At 42.6% G+C, this 17,203-nt stretch carries 14 protein-coding genes; all 14 read right to left on the bottom strand.

The features are described 5' to 3' along the window. Nucleotides 1-48 precede the first annotated feature (48 nt). Complete coding sequence (locus tag ACR42H_RS10015; RefSeq protein WP_113881999.1) at nucleotides 49-1,008, bottom strand: ABC transporter permease; 960 nt, start codon at nucleotides 1,006-1,008, stop codon at nucleotides 49-51. Further along, the gene (locus ACR42H_RS10010) at nucleotides 1,009-2,055 is read right to left on the bottom strand and encodes an ABC transporter permease (RefSeq protein ID WP_113881998.1); all 1,047 of its coding nucleotides are present in this window, start codon (nucleotides 2,053-2,055) and stop codon (nucleotides 1,009-1,011) included. Next, complete coding sequence (locus tag ACR42H_RS10005; RefSeq protein WP_113881997.1) at nucleotides 2,048-3,583, bottom strand: ABC transporter ATP-binding protein; 1,536 nt, start codon at nucleotides 3,581-3,583, stop codon at nucleotides 2,048-2,050. The genes ACR42H_RS10010 and ACR42H_RS10005 overlap by 8 nt, the downstream gene beginning before the upstream one ends. 237 nt (nucleotides 3,584-3,820) lie before the next feature. Further along, nucleotides 3,821-4,927 (bottom strand): BMP family lipoprotein, encoded by a 1,107-nt coding sequence (locus tag ACR42H_RS10000; protein ID WP_113881996.1) that lies wholly within the window; start codon nucleotides 4,925-4,927, stop codon nucleotides 3,821-3,823. 73 nt (nucleotides 4,928-5,000) lie between these two features. Then, nucleotides 5,001-5,726, bottom strand: a complete 726-nt coding sequence (locus ACR42H_RS09995; protein ID WP_113881995.1) for a GntR family transcriptional regulator — start codon at nucleotides 5,724-5,726, stop codon at nucleotides 5,001-5,003. A gap of 427 nt (nucleotides 5,727-6,153) precedes the next feature. Beyond that, nucleotides 6,154-8,487 (bottom strand): DNA translocase FtsK, encoded by a 2,334-nt coding sequence (locus ACR42H_RS09990; RefSeq protein ID WP_436375831.1) that lies wholly within the window; start codon nucleotides 8,485-8,487, stop codon nucleotides 6,154-6,156. A 164-nt stretch (nucleotides 8,488-8,651) separates the two neighbouring features. Beyond that, nucleotides 8,652-8,873, bottom strand: coding sequence for a YlzJ-like family protein (locus ACR42H_RS09985; protein ID WP_113881993.1), 222 nt, complete (start codon nucleotides 8,871-8,873; stop codon nucleotides 8,652-8,654). Beyond that, the gene (locus tag ACR42H_RS09980) at nucleotides 8,870-9,622 is read right to left on the bottom strand and encodes a ClpP family protease (RefSeq protein ID WP_395858164.1); all 753 of its coding nucleotides are present in this window, start codon (nucleotides 9,620-9,622) and stop codon (nucleotides 8,870-8,872) included. The genes ACR42H_RS09985 and ACR42H_RS09980 overlap by 4 nt, the downstream gene beginning before the upstream one ends. A gap of 127 nt (nucleotides 9,623-9,749) precedes the next feature. Beyond that, a complete protein-coding gene (locus tag ACR42H_RS09975; RefSeq protein WP_113881992.1) occupies nucleotides 9,750-11,417 on the bottom strand; it encodes a ribonuclease J in 1,668 nt (555 codons plus the stop codon). A 350-nt stretch (nucleotides 11,418-11,767) separates the two neighbouring features. Continuing rightward, a complete protein-coding gene (gene dapA, locus ACR42H_RS09970) occupies nucleotides 11,768-12,634 on the bottom strand; it encodes a 4-hydroxy-tetrahydrodipicolinate synthase (protein WP_113881991.1) in 867 nt (288 codons plus the stop codon). A gap of 127 nt (nucleotides 12,635-12,761) precedes the next feature. Beyond that, on the bottom strand, nucleotides 12,762-14,006 hold the full coding sequence (dapG, locus tag ACR42H_RS09965) for an aspartate kinase (protein WP_113881990.1): 1,245 nt from the start codon (nucleotides 14,004-14,006) through the stop codon (nucleotides 12,762-12,764). Nucleotides 14,007-14,047: 41 nt separating this feature from the next. Next, nucleotides 14,048-15,097 carry an aspartate-semialdehyde dehydrogenase gene (asd, locus tag ACR42H_RS09960; RefSeq protein ID WP_436375828.1) on the bottom strand — a complete coding sequence of 350 codons (1,050 nt, stop codon included), beginning with the start codon at nucleotides 15,095-15,097 and terminating at the stop codon, nucleotides 14,048-14,050. A 290-nt stretch (nucleotides 15,098-15,387) separates the two neighbouring features. Further along, nucleotides 15,388-15,987, bottom strand: coding sequence for a dipicolinate synthase subunit B (gene dpaB / locus ACR42H_RS09955; protein WP_113881987.1), 600 nt, complete (start codon nucleotides 15,985-15,987; stop codon nucleotides 15,388-15,390). Further along, complete coding sequence (dpaA, locus tag ACR42H_RS09950) at nucleotides 15,984-16,886, bottom strand: dipicolinic acid synthetase subunit A (RefSeq protein WP_113882150.1); 903 nt, start codon at nucleotides 16,884-16,886, stop codon at nucleotides 15,984-15,986. Before dpaA ends, dpaB begins: the two co-directional genes overlap by 4 nt. Nucleotides 16,887-17,203: the final 317 nt, after the last annotated feature.

The raw sequence follows: 17,203 nt of genomic DNA, 5'->3' as shown, positions 1-17,203 counted from the left end.
TGAAAACTATAAAAAGCCCCATTTCTATATGAAATGGGGCTTTGCTGATTAGCGCTTTCCTTTTACATATGGAGTACCAGATGCTTTTGGAGCATCGGCGCGTCCAATGAAACCAGTCAATGCCAGAATCGTTAAAACATATGGTGCAATGAGAAGATATACATTTGGAATATTCTCAAGGAATGGAAGGCTCGAGCCGATGATACTCAAGCTTTGCGCAAATCCAAAGAATAAAGCCGCCCCCATAACACCAAGCGGATGCCATTTACCAAAGATCAATGCTGCTAATGCCATAAAGCCCTGGCCGCTGATCGTTGCATGGCCGAAATCTGAAGAAATAGATTGTGCATACACACCGCCGCCAATTCCTGCCAGGGCACCGGAGATTAATACCCCAATGTATCTCATTCGGGTAACATTAATACCCATTGTATCTGCAGCCATTGGGTGTTCACCAACCGCCCTCAGCCTTAGCCCGAATGGAGTTTTAAACATCACAAACCAGGCAAGAAATGCAACGGCAATCGCTACAAATGAAGTATAGTATGTGTTTGAGAAAAACAGTTTTCCTAATACAGGTATATCGCTCAAAAATGGTATATCCACCTTGCTGAACCCTTTTTGAATAATATCGGTCTGGCCCTTTCCATAAATGAATTTAACCAGGAACAGTGCAGCTCCAATTGCCAGAAGATTAATGGCGACGCCTGAGACTACCTGGTCTGCTCTAAACGTAATAGAAGCAACAGCATGCAGGATGGATAAAAGTGCTCCTACAACCATAGCTGCCAGTAATGCTACCCATGGCGTCATGCTGCCAAATACGTCTACGAAAGTAAGGTTAAAGACAATGGCAGTGAATGCTCCAATTACCATCAAGCCTTCTAAACCAATATTTACAACACCGGAGCTTTCTGAAAAGTTTCCGCCCAATCCAGTGAAAATAAGCGGGGCTGCCCAAAGCAAAGTTGATGGAATAATAATTAATAGGATCTCCATTAAGCCCACTTACTTCACCCCCTTTTTGCTGATACGGTCAATAAAGATGCGAATCATATAGCTTGCTGCAACAAAGAACACAATAAGAGCAATGATAATATCCACCAGTTCATTTGGAACTCCAGCTTCAAGCGGCATATTTAAGGCGCCGACCTTCAAGCTTCCGAATAGCAATGCTGCAAAGATAATCCCGATTGGACCGTTACCGCCTAGAAGTGCAACTGCGATACCATCAAACCCTACTCCGGTAAAACCGCCCTTGATGGCTGCGTATCCGAATGTACCCAAAGCTTCCATCGCACCCGCAAGACCAGCAAATGCTCCTGAGATCACCATTGAAAGAATAATGTTTCTGCTGACGCTCATGCCTGCATATTCAGATGCATGCTGGTTAAAGCCTACGGAGCGCAATTCGTATCCCTTTGATGTTTTTTCTAATAGGAACCACATTAAAAATACACAAGCTAAAGCAATTAAAATTCCCCAGTGCAGACGAGAATAGTCAGTTAATCCCTCAAGAAATGGGGAACGCAGTGATGCAGAGTCTGCAATCATCTCAGTACGGTCACTTTTTTCTGAAAGGACAGTACGGATTATATAGTTCGTTACATGCAATGCCACATAGTTCATCATGATCGTGACAATTACTTCATGGACTTTAAACTTGGCTTTCAGCAATCCTGGAATAAATGCCCATAGTGCACCCGCTGCTGCTGCTGCAAGAACAGCCAGCGGCAGATGGATGAACTTTGGAAGTTCAAATGCAACCCCTACCCAAACAGCAGCAAGCCATCCGACGATCAGCTGTCCTTCAACACCGATGTTAAATAAGCCTGTACGGAAAGCAAATGCAACTGCCAAACCTGCAAGAATATAAGGAGTGACCTGCCTGACAACTTCACCAGTGTAGTAGATTTCTCCAAAAGCACCGTTCCAGAGGGCAATAAATGCAGATCCGGCATTATACCCTGTTGCTATCATTATGATTGTACCTACTAATACGCCAAGCAGAACGGCAACTAGAGGCACGACAATATTCTTCATGCGATTAGACATGGTTTTCGCCACCCGCTTCCTTCCGTTTAGAACCGGCCATCAATAAACCTAATTCTTGTTCAGTTGTTTGTTTCGGGTCAACTACTGCTACAATTTCACCTTCATAAATAACAGCAATACGGTCGCTGACATTCATGATTTCATCCAATTCGAATGAAATAAGCAGCACAGCTTTCCCCTGGTCACGCTGTTCAATCAGACGCTTGTGAATGTATTCAATCGCTCCAACATCCAATCCGCGTGTCGGCTGAGCAGCGATCAGGAGATCTGGATTTCGGTCAATTTCACGTCCGATAATGGCTTTCTGCTGGTTACCTCCAGAAAGTGCCCTTGCAAGTGTATATTCACTTGGGGTTCTAACGTCGAATTCTTTAATCAGCTTTGTTGCTTTGCTGTAGATTTCTTTAAAGTTCAGAACACCTTTTTTAGAGAATGGAGCTTTGTAATAGGTTTGCAGAACCATATTCTCTCCAATCGGAAAATCGAGTACAAGTCCATGCTTATGACGGTCCTGAGGGATATGCCCAACGCCCTTCTCCGTTACTTTTCGCGGTGGCATATTAATAATTTCTTTGCCATTCAATTTAATTGAACCGCTTTCAGACTTCCTCAAACCTGTGATAGCTTCTATTAACTCAGACTGTCCATTTCCGTCTACACCGGCAATACCGAGAATTTCTCCGGCCCGTACATTAAGGTTAAGGTTATTAACCACACCAAGCCCCCGGGAATCTTTTACATTTAGATCCTGAATTTCAAGCACTTGTTCCTGCGGCTTCGATTCTGTTTTATCCGTTTTAAAAGTAACTTCCCTTCCCACCATTAAACTGGCAAGTTCATTAGGATTCGTCTCGCTGACATTAACCGTACCGATTCCGACCCCTTTGCGGATTACCGTTACTCGATCACAAACTTCCATTATTTCCTTCAGCTTGTGGGTGATTAAAATAATAGATTTGCCTTCCTGAATTAAGGTTTTCATAATCTGAATGAGCTCTTTAATTTCCTGTGGAGTAAGAACTGCTGTAGGCTCATCAAAAATAAGGATTTCTGCTCCCCGATACAGGGTCTTTAAAATCTCTACCCTCTGCTGCATTCCTACAGAAATATCTGAAATTTTCGCCTGAGGGTCTACAGCAAGTCCATATCGCTCGGAAATTTCTCTGACTTCCTTCTCAGCCTTTTTAATATCTATTTTTCCGCCTTTAGTCGTTTCTTTTCCTAGAATAATATTTTCAGTGACGGTGAAACGGTCTACTAGCATGAAGTGCTGGTGAACCATCCCGATGCCCAAGTCATTTGCTATATTTGGATCGGTGATGCGCACCGGTTTTCCTTTAACTTTTATATCACCCTTTTCAGGCTGATATAAGCCAAAAAGGACGTTCATTAATGTTGATTTGCCCGCACCGTTTTCGCCAAGCAGCGCATGAATTTCACCTGGTTTCAGCTGAAGCGTGATATTATCATTTGCTACGATTCCAGGAAACTCCTTGCGGATGTTGAGCATTTCAATAACATAATCCATTTGTTTCACTCCTTGCTCAAAATATAAGGAAAAAATTAGTAGTAAGAGGTCAGACCTTGGCAATTCTTAGAAAAACCTGGCCAAATTGCCAAGCTCATCTTAATGAATAGAAAAATTTAATTATTGCATTAAAAATCTAAGTGAAATACAGAATTCTTTCTGTCCTTCAATTAAACTTTTAATTTTAAAAAAGGAATAAGAGGCCGCAGTGCAACCTGCTTATTCCTTGTAAGTTAATTATTCAGCTGAGAAAGAAGCCAGTTCATCTTTTGTAGATGGAACAGTCACGTCACCATTCTTGATCTTTTCCTGCCATTCTTTAACTGCACCTTCGATTTCTGCTTTAGCAGATACTTCCGGATTGATAGGAGCAAGGCCTACACCGTCTTCAGCCAATCCGTAAGTAGTCGTTTCTCCGCCAGGGAAGCTGCCGTCTTTTGCCTTTGTAGAAAGGTCCTTAACAGCATTGTCTACACGCTTAAGTGCAGATGTAAGGATTACATTGTGCTCTTTGCCATCGATTTCAACTACACCTTCAGCTGTCTGGTCTGAGTCAACACCAATTGCCCAAAGTTCTCTTTCCGGGTCTTTCTTTTTAAGGTCACGAGCTTCCTTGAAAAGACCGTTACCTGTTCCGCCAGCAGCGTGGAAGATTACGTCGACTCCAGAAGAGTACATTTTAGAAGCAATTGTCTGACCTAATTCAGCTTTATCAAATGCTCCAGCATATTGAACTTCTACTTTAATATCAGGGTTTACCGCTTGAACACCAGCAAGGAATCCAGACTCGAAACGCTCGATAACCGGAATCTCCATTCCGCCGATGAAACCAATTTTGTTTTCTTTAGTTGCTTTCGCTGCAGCAACACCTGCAAGGAATGCAGCTTCCTGCTCTTTGAACATGATGCTTGCTACGTTTGGCTGATCAACAACCGCGTCAACGATTCCGAAATGAGCATCCTTTTGCTGCTGAGCAATCTCATTGATTGCACCTTCCATTAGGAATCCGATACCGAAAACAAGATCAAAATCTTGACGAGCTAATGTATTAAGGTTTGTAGAATAGTCAGCATCTGATTGTGACTGAAGATAGTCAAATCCGCCTTTTCCTTTTTCAAGTCCATTTTCTTCACCAAATGCCTGTAAACCTTCCCAGGCAGATTGGTTAAATGATTTATCATCTACACCACCGACATCTGTTACCATCGCTACAGAGAATGCTTTTTCTTTTTCGTCTCCGCCAGCTGTTTCTCCGCCTTTTTCTTCACTTTTGCCGCAAGCACCCAGAATCGTTCCAGCAGCAAGAACTAAAGATAGCGCCAATCCGAATTTACGCTTTTTCAAGGTTGGTACCCCCTAAGAAATTGTTTTTGCATTAGCGGAATGAATGATTGTGTTTTCGTATATCCCCCAAAAGCTAGATTCTCTTTCTGAGGACATGGAAACTGAACTTATCAGCTCTGAAATAATTGACCGAATAGAGAATCGGTGTATCCGCTTCATCGAAATGCATCTGCTTCAATACCAGCAATGCAGTTTCCGGGTCACATTCCAGAATAGGTGAAATTTTCTCGTGATAGCCAATAGGCTCGATTTGGGCAACAGCATAGGTAATTTTCCGGTTTGCCTCTTCTTCAAGCATGTTGAGGATCGACTCTTGTTCGTGGGAAAATGTATCCGGTAGAATATTCTCAGGAACTTTATCCACACAATACACGACCGGTTCACCATTTGCAGTTCTCACCCGCTCAATCACGGCAATCTCCTGGTCTAACGAACATGAGAATCTGCGGATATCATCTTCAGTCGGTCCCATAGTTACAGAACTTAAGAAAACGGTTCCCGGCTTCATCCCTGCCTGCAAAATCATATTTGTGACACTATTAAGCTGTTCGATGCCTGATGTGAAAAGCGGCTTTGCATTGACAAAGGTGCCTACACCATGACGGCGGATAATTACGTTTTCTTCTTCAAGAATGCGCAATGCCTCCCTCAGTGTAGCTCTGCTAACACCAAGCTGTTTGGCAAGATCAAATTCAGACGGAAGTTTTTCTTTTTCTTTATAAACTCCATCTTCAATGTCTTGTTTTAATCGATCGATGACTTGCAAATATAAATGCCGGTTATCTGACTTAATAGACATGCAGGGTTCCTCCAACTTCAGTTCTCAAGACATCAGACCTCTGATGTTCAATCATTCCTACTAATCGAAAATACTATAACACTTTTTACCCAATAAAGAAATAGAAATTTATTAATTTGTCGAAAAAAGGTGAAAAGAACAAAATGTTTGTGAATCCTTCTGTACCAATTTCTTTTTTCTGGTATAATACTACTTTGAAAACGATTACATTAGAGATTTCGGCTGAAAATGCACCTGACAAAAAATCCTATTTTGCGATGAGTTGAAAGTACCATACCTCTTTATTTTATGTAAGCGTTTTTAGTAGTATGGCATATTCCCATACCTTTTTTTATTGCCGGCATTTTTTTGGCATATATCTTTCAAATACATTAAAAAATGGCCGTCCGAAGACTGGCCATTTTTTAATGTGTCATTCTTATAAAATTTAGGAGCTGGCTTCTTCCGAAGGCTTGCCCTGCAGCACAGCTCTTGGCTTGCTGCCTTCATATGGACCGACAATGCCCCTTGCTTCCATTTCATCAATCAGCCTTGCAGCCCTGGTATAGCCGATCCTGAATCTCCTTTGAAGCATGGAAACAGAAGCAGTCTGCATTTCCAGAATCAATTCAACAGCTTCTTCATAAAGATCATCATCCACTTCTCCTGCTGCTTCAGGAATATCCTCCGGAATCATTTCTTCCTGATATTGTGCCTTCTGCTGACCGATGACAAAATCCACTATCTCTTCTACTTCTTCATCAGAAAGGAAGGCACCCTGTACACGGACTGGCTTGGAAGCACCTACAGGCAGGAAAAGCATATCTCCTCTTCCCAGAAGTTTTTCCGCACCGCCCATATCCAAAATGGTTCTGGAATCCGTCATGGATGAAACCGCAAATGCAATCCTTGATGGTATATTTGCTTTGATTACACCTGTGATAACGTCAACTGACGGACGCTGCGTTGCGATAATTAAATGGATGCCTGCTGCCCTTGCCATTTGAGCAAGGCGCGTGATGGCATCTTCGACATCTGAGGACGCTACCATCATTAAATCTGCAAGCTCGTCCACTATGACCACAATGTACGGAAGAAGGGGCTGCTGTGCTTCCTCTTCGGCATTATGCCTTTTTACATACTCATTGTAGCCTTCGATATTTCTTGTTCCAGTATGGGAGAAAAGCTCATAGCGCCTTTCCATCTCACTGACGACTTTTTGCAGCGCCTGAGCAGCTTTCTTCGGATTTGTCACAACCGGCGCCAGCAAATGCGGCACCCCGTTATATACATTCAATTCCACCATTTTAGGGTCGATCATCATTAATTTTACTTCATGCGGCTTTGCCCTCATCAAAATGCTGGTAATGATTCCGTTGATACACACACTCTTTCCGCTCCCTGTTGCACCGGCAACAAGAAGATGGGGCATTTTATTGAGTTCTGCCAGGACAGCCTCTCCAGTAATATCACGGCCAAGCCCGATTAGAAGCTTCGAGTCCGGTTTGTCATTTTGCTTGGATTCAATAACTTCCCTAAGAGAAACCATGGCCACTTCAGAGTTCGGAACTTCTATGCCAATGGCGGATTTACCTGGAATTGGTGCTTCTATCCTGATATCCTTGGCTGCCAGTGCCAATGCCAAATCATCATTCAGACTAACGATTTTGCTTACCTTCACCCCAACATCGGGATGCACCTCATATTTTGTAACAGCGGGTCCTAAATGAACCTGTGTCACTCTCGCTTTAACCCCAAAGCTCTGAAATGTTCTTTCGAGCTTAGCAGCATTCGCATGGATAAGCTCATACTCACCGCTTTGATCCGTTTGCCTTGGCAATTTCAATAGTCTGATTGGCGGCAGCTCATAGTCTTTGTTTTCCACTTCAGTAAACGTAATTGGCGGTGCATTCTCATCCTCCGGTTCACTCTCAGCTGCTTCCTGATTAGAAGCCGCTTCCTGAGGATCTTCCTGATAAGCTCTTTCGGCAAAGCTTGAAATAATCGGTTCTGGTGACGGTTCAGATACCGGTTCAGCAGTATTATTGATGGTAATAACAGTCTCAGGTTCTTCTTCGTGCTGAATAGCCTGCTGTTCTTCTTCTCTTCTTGACTGCCTTTCTTCACGTCTTTCTCTGCTTTTTTGTTTCCATTCTTTCATATCATCTATAAAAGCAACCCATTGTTTTTTACAGAAATTCAGCAGTGCGGCCATCATTTTTCCGGCTGCATCTCCAAACGTTTTTCCTGTAATGAGAACGAAACCGATAATAATTAATAAAAAGGCCACAATCTTTGAACCAGCTTCATCAAAAAGATAATAAAACAGTGCGAAAAAAATAGCCCCTAGCATTCCTCCGCCTAAATCGGTTGTGCTTGTTTCTCCCCGGACTTCCATCCGGAATAGTTCCCACGTATTGGCTATCACACTTGGATCATCAAACTTCCCACCATTTGAGAGAAGCTGAAATAATGTGACATGGCTTAACAGCAGCAGGGAGCTGATAATGAGATAAATACCTATTAATTTAGTGTGGAATAGATAGGGAAGAGATCTCTTCCACATCAGGTAACCTGAAAATATGACTAATCCTATCAGGCTGAGCATGTACCATTCGCCCATAAAGAAACGGAAAAAAAGCACTGTTGTTTTGCCGACCGCTCCTAGCTTAGCAATTGATATTACAGCAAGTGCCAGTATAATCAGTGCAATAAGTTCAAATTTCATTGTCCGTTTCAGTGTTTCGTTCTTTTTAGATTTTCTTTTCTTTCTTTTGGCCATTTTATCACCTTATCATTATTCTTATTAACAGCATCATCAAAAATCCATTATGTAATACACCATGTCTGCTATGAAAGAAGAAGCAGCCATTTTTTGGCTGCTTCTAAAGTTAATTTTATTATATCATATCGATTCTTATTTAAGTTGTTTTTTGAATGTATTTCTCAGCTTAACTGCGTCAAAGTGATCATAGACCCGGGAGTATATCTTTCATCCATATAATGGATGGGGTCGCTGCTCATGATTCTTAAGATTCGGCATTCCTGTCCTGCACTCATTTCGACTAAGAGGGGGATTCCTTCATGAGACACAATTTTCTGTTTGCCAAAATCATCCTGCTCATTTTGGTAAATAAGCTCTTGAGGCATCATTGTATAAAGGATCATTGAACAATCACTTCTTCTTTAGGTTTATTCATACCAATCAGTTCATTCAGCTTTGCCAGCGCAGGCCCTACCCCTCCTACTTCATCAATCAGGCCATATTCAACAGCATCCCTGCCAACCACGTTTGTTCCAATATCCCTGGTTAGGTTGCCTTTATCAAACATCAGATCTTTAAATTTCTGTTCGGAAATATTTGAATGCTTTGTTACAAAATTAATAACCCGATCCTGCATTTTATCCATATACTCAAATGTTTGCGGCACACCGATTACCAGGCCAGTCAGTCTGATAGGGTGGATTGTCATCGTAGCAGTCTCTGCAATAAATGAATAATCGGATGACACAGCGATAGGCACACCAATGGAATGGCCTCCTCCAAGGACAATGGAGACGGTCGGCTTTGATAAAGATGCCAGCATTTCTGATATTGCCAGTCCAGCCTCCACATCACCGCCTACTGTATTCAAAATAACCAAAAGACCTTCTATTTTTGGGTTTTGCTCAATCGCTACAATTTGAGGAATTAAGTGTTCATATTTTGTTGTTTTATTTTGTGGCGGAAGCTGAAGATGTCCTTCTACTTGCCCAACAATGGTCAGGCAATGAATTTTTGAATCCTGAGACAGCTGCGGCACATTCGTCTGTCCAAGCTGCTGAATCTTCTCCATAAGGGCAGATGGTTTATCCTCTTTCGGCTGTTCCTGGCCTTCCCCGCCCTCATTGCGGTTATTTTTCATATCATTTTCCATCCTTATTTCTCCCTTCAAGCAATATATTGTTAGTATGAACGCGGGATTCTATTTCATGCGCATTATTGCTGAAGAGAGAAGGCAAAAAACACAGCCAGGCATTAAATGCCGGGCTGTGTTTTATTTGTTATCCCTCCATCAGAATAGGAAGGATCATTGGTCTGCGTTTTGTTTTTTCATACAGGTACTGATTCAGGCTGTCACGCATATCCTGCTTAATGCCGGACCAGTCAAAGGCTTCTCTGGCAAGGTTTTGCTCTACCGCTTCCCTTACTATTTTTACAGCTTCCTCAAGAAGCTTTTCTGATTCCCTGACATATACAAAACCTCTTGTAATGATTTCAGGGCCAGCGGATATTTTCTTTTCCTTTTTATTAAGAGTGACCACCACTAATAAGATTCCATCCTGCGAAAGCAGTCTTCGGTCCCTTAATACGATATTTCCAACGTCGCCGACACCGATTCCATCAATCAGCACATTTCCTGAAGGGATTTTTCCTCCGGGAACGATTGCACCATCCTTAATTTCTGCTACATCGCCTTTATCAGGGATGAAAATTTGTCCGCTTGATAATCCGCAGTCCCTGGCAATTTTAGCATGCGCTTTCAGCATACGGTATTCCCCATGAACCGGAATGAAGAATTTCGGGCTCATCAGATTAATCATAAATTTAAGTTCTTCCTGGCTGCCATGGCTGGATGTATTAAAAGTTCCTTTCCCAGGGATGACTTCAGCACCCGCTCTAAACAGCATATCAATTGTTTTAAAAATTAATACCTCTGTTCCTCTTAATGGAGAGGCGGCCAGTAAAACGGTATCACCCTTCTTAATATTCACCTGTCTATGAGACTGCTTCGCCATTTTTTGAAGCGCTTCAATCGGCTCCCCCTGAGTACCTGTGGTAAGAACAACGATTTGGTCATCATTGTATTTGCCGATTTCAGCGACAGGTATAATCACATCTTCTCCTACCTGCAAATAACCAAGCTGCATGGCAATATCAAAGACCTTTTGCAGACTTTTCCCGACCACTGCCACTTTCCTGCCCGTTTCCATGGCCGCATCAAAAATATGCTGTATACGGATTAGGTCAGACGCAAAGGAAGCTGCTATGACTCTCCCCTTAGCAGCATAGAATGCAGCTGTCATCTCTCTGGCCACTTTCGATTCTGAGTTGGTGTATCCAGGCTTTTCTGCTTCTGTACTGTCAGAAAGCAGGCAAAGAACCCCCTCTTCCCCTAAGCGCGCCATTTTGCCGATTTCAGGTTTGTATAAGGCAGTCGCTGCCTGATCGAATTTGAAATCTCCTGTATACACAATCGCACCTTCGGAAGTATGGATAGCAACACCGACACTATCCGGTATGCTATGGCCTGTCCTGAAAAAAGTAACATCTGCCGAATCAAATTCAACCTTGGCATCTGAATTAATTTCAATAAACTTTGCTTTGCCTCTGTATTCCTGTTCCTTCATTTTGGCTTTGGCCAGCGCCAGAGTCAGCTTTGTTCCATAAACTGGAACATTGACCTTTGTCAGCACATAAGACAGACCGCCAATGTGATCCTCATGCCCGTGTGTCAGAAAAATCCCTTTCACTCTTTCCTTATTTTGAACTAAATATGTAATATCCGGTATCACGATGTCAATTCCGAGCATTTCATTTTCAGGGAACATTAATCCGGCATCGAGTACATATATGTCCTCATCCACTTCTGCCAAATACATATTCTTCCCAAGTTCTCCGACTCCTCCGAGTGCTGCTAGCTTGATGCTTTCATTCTGTCTCTTTTTCAATTTACGTATCCTCCCATGCATGTTCAGCCGATCAAGATCAGTTATTCATATTATACTTGAAGTCATAAAACCATGACAACCAAATTTATACATAGGGCTTAATGGGGCGGGCAAGATACTTTTGGCTTCTCATAAGCTTACAGAGTTTCATTGAAGAAGATAGCCCTGGTTTAGGCTGCTTTGAAGCTCCATGCCGACCATTTCCACTCAAGGCTCTTGATTTTGGGCTCCATGCGAGCTCTATGGTGACCGTTTAAACTCAAGACTTTTCATTTTGGGCTTCATGCAAGCTCCATGATGAATTAACAAAAATAAAAACCAACCAGAAAACACTGGTTGGCAAGCTCGAATTATTTAAATAGGGCAGCAACTGCGCTGCGTTCCTGTTCTGTTAACGGAACCATAGGAAGACGGACGGATCCGACATCAAGCCCTCTAAGCTGCAGTGCAGTTTTTACAGGCACTGGGCTCGGAGCAGCAAAAAGGCCTTCCATGACCGGAAGAATTTTTTGATGGATTTTTGCAGCCTTTTCATTTTCACCATTCAGGTAAGCTGTGATCATTTCCTGCATTTCATTGCCAATTACATGGGAAGCAACAGACACGATTCCAGTTCCCCCAATTGCCATGCATGGAAGAGTAAGCCCGTCATCACCGCTATAAAGCATAAAGTCATCATCCGTATTGGCAATGATTTTTGCCATTGCATTCAGATCTCCGCTTGCTTCTTTAGCTGCCGCAATGTTTGGAATTTCCGAAAGGCGGATAATTGTTTCAGGGAGAATATTGACTGAAGAGCGTCCCGGAATATTATAAACCATTACTGGGAGGCTCGTGTTTTCTGCAATTGCCTTGAAATGCTGATAAAGCCCTTCCTGATTTGGCTTATTGTAATAAGGTGCAACGATCATGATGGCATCTACACCAATTTGCTCTGCTTTTTTCGTTAATTCAATTGATTCGTACGTATTATTGCTTCCAGTGCCGGCAATCACAGGCACACGTTTGTCAGCCACTTTCACTGCGTGTTTAAATAATGCCAGCTTTTCCTCTTTTGTCAATGTTGGCGACTCGCCGGTAGTCCCTGCAATAACCAATGAATCTGTACCATTTTCAATAAGATGATTGATAAGCTGTGTTGTTTTAGGGAAATCAATATGTCCCTTATGATCGAATGGCGTTACCATAGCTGTTGATACTCGGCCAAATAGAATCATGTTTACACTCCTTGCAGATGTTTAAAAGACCGGGAAGATACGGGCGGATTTGCCGAATAGGATGCAAATCCGTCGTTAACCGCTGAAGGGTTTTCTTCCCCTTTTTAAACATGATATTTTTCTAAGATTAAATGTCTGTTCTCTCATATTCCGCTAAATCTTCTTCCAGGCGAAAAGCATCGTGCAATGCATTAACAGACTTTATCAAATCTGCCTGCTTCACCAGAACCCATATTGTTGTATGGCTGTCTGCAGATTGCAAGATGCGAATTCCCTGCTCGGACAATGCCGTCACGATTCGTGAAGCCACGCCAGGAACACCCTGCATTCCTGCACCGACAACCGAAACCTTTGCACACTCTCTTTCAACCAGCGGATCGTGACCCAGGCCCTTTAGAATACTAATCGCTTTATCAGTCATTTCTTCCGTAACCGTGTAGTTGACGCCATTTGGATATATATTGATAAAGTCAACGCTGATCCCCTGGTTTGCCATCGCTTTAAAGACCTCAGACTGAAGATCATATTGATCTTTCTTCGCAAGAACCTTTATTTGAGTCACATTGGATACGTGGGCTATTCCTGTTACCGAGCGCTCTTTAATATCTGTTCCGCGTCTGTTCTTATTCAAAGTTGTGACAAGTGTTCCGAGACTATCGGAGTATGTTGAACGGATTCTGATCGGAATCTTAGCCTGCATGGCAATTTCGACAGCACGAGGGTGAATCACCTTAGCACCCTGATACGCCATATTACAGACTTCCGTATAAGTGACAACTGATAATGGGCGTGCATTTTCAGCTATGCGCGGATCAGCAGTCATGATGCCTTCCACATCAGTAAAGATATCAATCCACTCGGCATTTAGTGCTGCGCCAAGAGCTGCTGCGGAGGTATCACTGCCGCCCCTTCCGATCGTAGTGACATCACCGGTTTTAGAAGAACCCTGAAAACCTGCGACGACGATGACATCTTGATTCTCAAGCTCTTTCAATAGTCTGTCGCATTTCATATCGATAATTTTTGCATTTGTATGATCATTATTTGTTCTAAATCCTGCCTGTGCTCCTGTCAGAGCTGCTGCTGTGATTCCCTGTTCATTCAGCATGTTTGAAAAAACGACACTTGAAATGACTTCACCGCAGGATAAAAGCAGATCCGTTTCGCGTTTGCTGATCTTGCTGTTATTGCCTTCTACAAGCGAAAGCAGTGTATCTGTTGCATAAGGATCGCCTTTTCGGCCCATCGCTGAAACAACGACAACAACCTTATATCCGTCAGCCAGCGCTTTTTTTATGTGTTTAAGCGCATGTTCGCGGCTATTTTCATCGCGAACTGATGTGCCTCCATATTTTTGAACGATGATATTCATTAAAACACCTCTAACCTCTCAACATGAAGAGAATACGTTAACTATTTCACTATGCCTAGTTTAATTAAGCTTTCTGCGATCTGCACAGAATTCCATGCAGCCCCTTTAAGAAGATTATCAGAAACCACCCACATATGGAAGCCTTTATCCTCATCCAAATCTTTGCGGATACGGCCGACAAACACATCATTTTTACCGACACAATCAGCAGGCATTGGGTAAATCTGATTATCCGGATCATCCTGCAGGACAACACCTGGTGCATTTTCAAGAAGGCTCTTTATTTCATTTGCATTAACGCTGTCTGTATCTACTTCAAAATAAAGGGACTCTGAGTGCCCGGTTGCCACTGGGAGGCGCACGCATGTAGCAGCCACTTGCAGCTCTGGCATGTGCATGATTTTCTTTGTCTCATTGATCATTTTCATTTCTTCAAAAGTGTAGCCATTATCCTGAAACTTATCAATTTGCGGAATCGCATTGAAAGCAATCTGATAGTGTTTTTTATCGCTCTTAACAGGAAGGATTGCAGGCTCATATTCTTCATTATTTATAATGGCTTTTGTCTGTTCATTCAGCTCTTGAACTGCAGCTGCTCCTGAACCTGAAACAGCCTGGTAAGTAGAAACAATCACTTTTTTCAAACCGTATTTTTCTTTAACCGGCTTTAGTGCAACAACCATTTGAATCGTAGAACAGTTTGGATTGGCGATAATGCCATTATGTGAATGAAGGTCGTCTTCATTGACTTCAGGTACGACAAGAGGCACATTTGGATCCATACGGAATGCACTTGTGTTGTCTACCACAATGGCACCATGTTCAACCGCATGAGGAGCAAGTTCCTGAGATACGCTTCCGCCGGCACTGAATAATGCAATATCCACATCTTTAAAGCTCTCTGGATTTGCTTCCTGAACCGTATACTCCTGGCCATTGAACGTTACCTTCGAGCCTGCAGAACGGGCTGATGATAAAAGTGTTAATTCAGAGATTGGAAAATCTCTATTTTCAAGTGTTTGAATTATTTGCTGGCCAACTGCACCAGTTGCTCCAACTACCGCGACATGAAATCCTTTTTTCTGTTCCAAAGTTCTTTTCCCCTTCCAGTACCATTATATTTTTCTAGCAAAATTAGTTTTTTAGTGAAAAAACAATATGCCCAAAATTCAATAGAACGGCAGCCAAATTCAATTGGCAGCCGTTTTCCTGCCTGATTTTGAAGATGGCAGGCTTCCATTTATATTATCAGCATATTATCATTACTCCAAGAGGTTAATATAATTTTAAACATAGCTTGGAGGTTGGTTATCTTAATAACCTTTATTCTAACATATTCGTTCACTAAAGGACTAAAATTTTTGCTAGAAAAAAAAGGGGGTTAATTTTCGTCTTTATATCTTTCCACCAAAACAGGCTGCAGCTGCTTGCCTTCCATGGCATGAATCACTGTGTCAGATAATGCTGTCATTCTTGCCACCATTGAATTTGGCTTCTTCACAGGATCATCCTGGCCATATGGAATAAAATAAATATTTTTCGTAGCCATTAGTCTCATTAAGTTTATCCCATTTAAACCCAATGCATCATTTGTGGATATTCCGAGCACAACTGGTTTGCCGTTTCTTAAAGTTGCCTTTGCTGCCATTAAGACGGGCGAATCAGTCATAGCATTGGCAAATTTGCTCATGGTATTTCCAGTTAACGGGGCAATCACCATACAATCGAGAGGTATCTTAGGTCCCAGCGGTTCCGCTTTCACAATTGAATCGATCACTTTATTGCCAGTGAGATCTTCAATTCTTTGAACCCAGTCTTCCCCTTTCCCGAATCTAGTCTCAGTGCTCTTTACCGTAAAGGTTACGACCGGAAGCACTTCAGCCCCTGCAAGAACGAGCCTTTCAATTTCCGGAAACACTGCATCGTAGGTGCAATGTGATCCTGTTAAACCAAAGCCGATTCTTTTTCCTTTCAAACTCATATTGTATTCCCCTTTCTCTTTTGCAAATCTTCCATAATCAATTGAGAAAGAACATTCGCCAGTATCTGCCCGGCTGTTTTCGGAGCAACGATTCCAGGCAGACCTGGTGCGAGCAGCGCTTTCACTCCCCGTTTTTCCGCATAGCGGAAATCGGTTCCTCCGGGCTTTGAAGCCAGGTCAATGATAAGCGTATGTGTAGGCATTTTCGAAATGACGGACGCTGTTACAACTAAATGGGGAGCAGTATTTATGCATATATCAACATCTTTTACAGCATCCTCAATCTCTTTCAGGTTGAATGGGGTAAGACCCATTTCCGTTATCCGGGCTATGTGTTCACTTTTTCTCGCGCCCACTTTTACATTTGCACCCAGTGCATGAAAGGTTCTTGCCACACTCATTCCGACTCTGCCAAGGCCGATTACGGCTATATTAGATCCATGAATGGTGAAATCAGTATGCTGGATCGCCATCATGATGGTTCCTTCTACTGTTGGAATTGAATTATAAATGGCTACATCATCCCGTTCAAATAATTGAACAAGACGGCGGTCTGCCGACTTAGTAACTCCTGTTAAATACGAGTTGGTTATGCCGGAATAAACTGTACAGTGTGCTGGAGTCTGCGAGAGAATTTCCTCTTCAAGAGTTACCTTTTCATTGGAGAAAATTGTCTCAATCTGCCCCTCCAGGCCCGTGCCGGGAACAGGCAGGATAATCGCGTCTATATGGGAAAAATCCACTTCATCTATTTTTTCTTTTACCGCACCAGAGAACGCATGATCCAGCTGCTCAAATCCGATTAATGAGAGCTTTGCATCAAGCTCAGTCAGTTTCCGGATGATTTCGAGCTGCCTTGCATCACCGCCGATGACTGCAATTTGGGTTCCTGTCAGCATGCAACACTCACCTTCTTTTTTCTTTCTTTTTAAGAAAGCATTTATTTTTGAAGCCAATGACCGCATGACTCCTGTAAAAAAATATCCTCGCACCGGCAACGCCACTATACAACAGCTGCGGCACGAGACAGCAATTGCACAAGCAGATTTATCTTAAACGAAATGTGGCGTTTTTTTGGCCGGCAATTTCATCTAATAACCATAAGGGAATTCTTGTATTGAACTACTTCAACATCTTATGTATGAACGGGGCAATAGGTGAGTTTTCCACTTAAAAGAAAATGGGTCAGCGCGGAAAGAAATTTTTAGACATTAAG

Source organism: Cytobacillus sp. BC1816 (assembly GCF_051353635.1).
GTDB classification, from domain to species: domain Bacteria; phylum Bacillota; class Bacilli; order Bacillales; family Cytobacillaceae; genus Cytobacillus; species Cytobacillus oceanisediminis_C.
The sequence above is the reverse complement of the archived record's forward strand: the minus strand, read 5'-3'. Positions and strand labels throughout refer to the sequence as shown.

Coding starts and splice junctions, on each gene's coding strand:
- ACR42H_RS09980 (WP_395858164.1), bottom strand. CDS start 9,622: ATGGAAAATGATATGAAAAATAACCGCAATGAGGGCGGGGAAGGCCAG.
- dpaA (WP_113882150.1), bottom strand. CDS start 16,886: ATGCTGACAGGAACCCAAATTGCAGTCATCGGCGGTGATGCAAGGCAG.
- dapG (WP_113881990.1), bottom strand. CDS start 14,006: ATGAATATCATCGTTCAAAAATATGGAGGCACATCAGTTCGCGATGAA.
- ACR42H_RS09990 (WP_436375831.1), bottom strand. CDS start 8,487: ATGGCCAAAAGAAAGAAAAGAAAATCTAAAAAGAACGAAACACTGAAA.
- dapA (WP_113881991.1), bottom strand. CDS start 12,634: ATGATTCTATTTGGCCGAGTATCAACAGCTATGGTAACGCCATTCGAT.
- dpaB (WP_113881987.1), bottom strand. CDS start 15,987: ATGAGTTTGAAAGGAAAAAGAATCGGCTTTGGTTTAACAGGATCACAT.
- ACR42H_RS10005 (WP_113881997.1), bottom strand. CDS start 3,583: ATGGATTATGTTATTGAAATGCTCAACATCCGCAAGGAGTTTCCTGGA.
- ACR42H_RS09995 (WP_113881995.1), bottom strand. CDS start 5,726: ATGTCTATTAAGTCAGATAACCGGCATTTATATTTGCAAGTCATCGAT.
- ACR42H_RS10010 (WP_113881998.1), bottom strand. CDS start 2,055: ATGTCTAATCGCATGAAGAATATTGTCGTGCCTCTAGTTGCCGTTCTG.
- ACR42H_RS09985 (WP_113881993.1), bottom strand. CDS start 8,873: ATGATCCTTTATACAATGATGCCTCAAGAGCTTATTTACCAAAATGAG.